The following is a 4,414-nucleotide window of genomic DNA, read 5'->3' as shown; positions in this document are numbered from 1 at the left end:
ATGATTAAAGTTTTTACCAAAAATTCCCCAGATGAAGATTTTATAAATGTCAGCATCGGAACGGGTTTTAGACAAAACACCACCTTTAGGCAATATAGCCAAACAAGAGGCTCCAGAACAGATTGGCTAGGTACTGACAGCAGAAGGGATTTACCTGCTTCATTTCCGTCTACTGACGAATTACAAAGTGTGGGTTCAGGAAACTCATTGAGGGCTACAGCAGGACAACAGTTGGATAACAATTACCGCATGGATACTACCAATGCTGCACCGAATGCAAGTTTTGGACTGGCATTCGGAAAAAATTGGACAGTCTTTGGTAAAAGGCTCTCCACCATCACTACTGCCTCCATTTCACAAGAATTCCAATATTTCCTTGCTGATAGAAGCAGATATTTTTTTCCTGAACCTGGAAGGCCTACTGAAAAAAGAGATGAGTATTTTGACTACACCTACATGAAAATGAATGAAGTTGGTATCATGTCTAACTGGCTTTTGAGGTTGAATGCAGATAATAAAATCGAATTCAGAAACCTGTTCAATCAAAATGGAATGAATGAAACTATTTTCCGAACGGGAAAAGATTTTATCCAAAGACCTGAGGGAGCCCAAGATTATTCTTTTAGATACGAGTCGAAGAGGTTATTTACTAGCCAATTGGAAGGAACCCACCTTTTCAACAACGAAATGACAAAAGTGAACTGGGTTATAGGAGCAAACTATCTCTATCATGAAGAACCTGATTTCAGAAGACTAAGGACAAGATTCAGTACAGAAGGTTCTGAAGGCCAATATATTATCATCGCTCCGCCAAGTTCAAGCCCTCAGGATTTAGGAAGGTATTTTGGCTATGCAACCGAAACCGGTATCGCTAACGGTGTCAATTTTGAAAAAAAGTTTGCTGGTGTAGAAAAGGATAGACCCAGAATAATTAGAGCAGGCTATCTAATTGATTACAAACAACGTGAATTTTCAGCAAGGTATATAACTACTTTCTTCCCAGGGTTTCATGATCAGGAAGTTGGAGAACAATTGCTAAGAAAGCCAATCTACGAGGCATTTGCTCCTGAAAATTATAGACAAGCTGATGGATGGTTGATCCAAGAAGGTACCAGACCTACTGATGCCTACGATGCATCAACTTTTGTAACAGCAGGTTATTTGGGTACGGTCTATCCAGTAGGTGATTTTAACCTGTCCGGTGGTTTGAGAACAGAATACTCTGTGCAAAAATTGGAGAGTGCGAATGATGCAGGACCAATTAATGTAGAAAATATAGAACTGGCTTTTTTACCTTCTATTAACGTAGACTATAATTTCAGCAAAAGATCTTTGTTGAGATTGGGTTATGGCAAAACTTTGAATAGACCTGAATTCAGAGAGTATGCACCCTTCCTTTATTACAGTTTTGAAATGATTGCCGGGATGTTTGGAAACTCCAATCTTCAGATGGCAAGAATAGATAATATTGATTTTCGATATGAGTTTTATCCCAATGAAGGTGAAACACTCTCTTTTGGCGCTTTTTACAAGTTTTTCAAAGACCCTATAGAACGGGTACAGGGAAATGTTACAGAAACTCTGCTCTTTACTTATGACAATGCTGTTGAAGCCACTTCTTATGGAGTGGAGTTAGAAGCCAGAAAAGCATTGAGTACAGTAACTTCTGCACCCTTCTTTAAAAACCTGTCATTAAATATGAACGCTTCTCTCATTTGGTCAGAAGTGTTTTTGGGAGAAAATATCACTTTCGAAGAAAGCAGAAGGGCCCTGCAAGGACAATCTCCCTATATGATCAATGCTGCTTTGTATTATATAGATCCAATTTCTGAATTTCAGGCAAGTATCGCCTATAATGTGCAAGGTCCAAGAATTTTTGTAGCAGGCAATACCAATTTCCCATCCATTTATGAATTGGAAAGGCATGTAGTGGATCTTACAGTCAGTAAAACCTTCAAAGATAGAACAACCCTCAAGTTTGGTATCCAGGACTTGTTCAATTACCAGTATAGGTTCTACCAGGACTCCAATTTTGACACCAAAATAGACCGAAGCATTGATGACCCTATGTATCTATGGCGTAGAGGTTCTTTGTTCAGTCTATCTCTTAATTACCGCATTAAGTAAGAATATTAAACTAAACTTTATAATTCCAATTAATTCCAAAATTTATGAAACAATTAAAACAATTGATGAGATGGAGTGCAGTACTTGCCTTGGTCTTTATCATGGTATCATGCGATGATAGCGATGATCCAACCCCTACTATCAACTACACACTTTCTACTGTATCCTTACCAGCAGAAGGAGGTTCAATTTCTCCTGCCACTGGCCAGCATGCTCAAAATGCAAGTGTACAGATTACGGCATCTCCTAGTGCCGGATGGGCCTTTGTCCGATGGGAAGGAGATGCATCTGGAACTACCAACCCAACAACTGTTAACATGACAAGTGATAAAGCAGTAGTAGCCGTATTTGAGCAGGTAAGCAATATAGAAGACCTTGAAGGCAATCTAACTACCAGAACGCTTACTTCTGACAAGCAATATCTCATAAAGGGCCAAGTATTTGTACCGGATGGGGTTACAGTAACCATTGAGCCTGGAACCATCATCTATGGAGAGAAAAGATCCAGAGGTACTTTGGTTGTAGACAGAGGGGGTAAATTGATTGCAAGGGGAACAAGAGAAAACCCTATCGTCATGACCTCAGCCCAGCAACCAGGTGAAAGAGACAGAGGTGACTGGGGAGGATTGGTAATCTTGGGAAGAGCAAGAACCAATCAAAATGACCCAGCCATAGAAGGTATAGAGCCATTGAAAATATTTGGCGGAGATGATGATAATGATTCCTCCGGTGAGTATGAATACCTACGAGTGGAATATGCAGGAATTGAATTGACACCTAACAACGAAACCAATTCTATCACAATGGGTGGTGTTGGTAGAGGAACCTTGATGGAGCATTTGGTGGTATCCTATGGTGGAGACGATGGTTTTGAGTGGTTTGGCGGAAATGTTGATGGAAAATACCTTGTTTCTGTTTCTACATGGGATGATGACTTTGATGTAGATTATGGTTATTCCGGAAATGTGCAATTTGGATTAGCAGTAAGAAATCCATTCTTTGCGGATCAGTCCCAATCAAATGCCTTTGAATGTGACAATGGTCCGAATGACAATGATGTTCAACCTTACACAACTGGAACTTTTTCCAACATTACCGTTTATGGGCCTAGAGACAGAACTAACAGGTCAATTTCTGGCAACAATGTCCAAATGATTGATTTGAGAAGAAGAACTGCAGTTTCCATTTTCAACTCAGTATTTACTGGATTCCCTGTTGGTTTGAGATTTAACACTGCTTCTGTGACTGAACAATACAACGCTGGAAGAGGTGTTTTGGCAAACAATGTGATGTTGTACCCCAACAACCCTTTTGCTGCCGGCGGCGGAGCAGATGTTGCAGATGTGGAACAAATATGGACTGCTGCAAACGAAACTGTCAGGGTTCCAGGTCCTGATGAGGCATGGGAAGACTTCTACAGAGGGTATGGATTGAATCCTGATAACTTCTTTGCAAGGTATACACTGCTAACATATCCAAGTAATCCTAATTTCAGCTTACTGTCAGGCGGAACTCTTGCAAATGGTGCTGATTTTTCAAATGCCAAATTAGGAGACTACTTCGACAAAACAGTTGAATATATTGGCGCTTTTGGTACAGAAGACTGGACTGATGGATGGGTTGAATTCAATCCAATTAATAGAGATTACACTAATCAATAAGCGGAACTTAATTTAAAAGCTTGTTGGAAGCTAATCTTCCAACAAGCTTTTTTATGCTATCAAAAATAAGTGCAAGGTAAAATGAAGTTAAACATATATATATTGGCAGGGATAATCATTCTCTTATCAGCTTGCTCTCAAAAAGACAAGTACGATCCCTCCAAAACGCTTTCTAATAAGGAGCAACAGCAAGTCTTATTATCAACTGTCCGATATTTTGGGCATCTCCCTAAAAAAGGTACCCACGACAATAAATTTGATTCCAATTTTGATGAATATTATAGCAAATTGGTTTCTGATTTTACCATGGAAGCATATTACCAAAAAGATGGATTGGAATATTTCCTGATATCTAGAATTGCACCTTCCATAAAAGTAAAAAAAGTAGCTACTGGGATCAAAATGAAAAGAGATAAAGACGGTGCTGTTACCCACTATGAAGAAGTATTCCGAACCTGGAAATTTGAAACCGCGGAAATGTTAGAAAAAAGCTTGATGCTTTTTGATAAAATGGTTCAGGATGAAGATCTTAGCCCCTATTTTCCTCAAAATTCCGGTATTGAGGAATACATTGAGTTCCCAGATGAAAAAGTTTTTTTTGATAACATTGAAAGAAGGTGGAAGGT

The 4,414-nt window shown here is 39.2% G+C and carries 3 protein-coding genes; all 3 read left to right on the top strand.

What is annotated here, in order from left to right; translation table 11 throughout:
- Positions 1 to 2,127, top strand: a 2,127-nt coding sequence (locus QZT73_RS05165; RefSeq protein ID WP_291786974.1) for a TonB-dependent receptor, incomplete at its 5' end; no start/stop codon positions are given.
- 44 nt (positions 2,128 to 2,171) lie between these two features.
- A complete protein-coding gene (locus tag QZT73_RS05160; RefSeq protein ID WP_291786970.1) occupies positions 2,172 to 3,788 on the top strand; it encodes a hypothetical protein in 1,617 nt (538 codons plus the stop codon).
- A gap of 81 nt (positions 3,789 to 3,869) precedes the next feature.
- A partial coding sequence (locus tag QZT73_RS05155) for a hypothetical protein (RefSeq protein WP_291786968.1) occupies positions 3,870 to 4,414 on the top strand: 545 nt, incomplete at its 3' end.

It is taken from the genome of Cecembia sp. (assembly GCF_007126775.1).
Taxonomy (GTDB): Bacteria; Bacteroidota; Bacteroidia; order Cytophagales; family Cyclobacteriaceae; genus Cecembia.
Note: the sequence above shows the minus strand (reverse complement) of the source record. Positions and strands in the feature narration are given on the sequence as shown.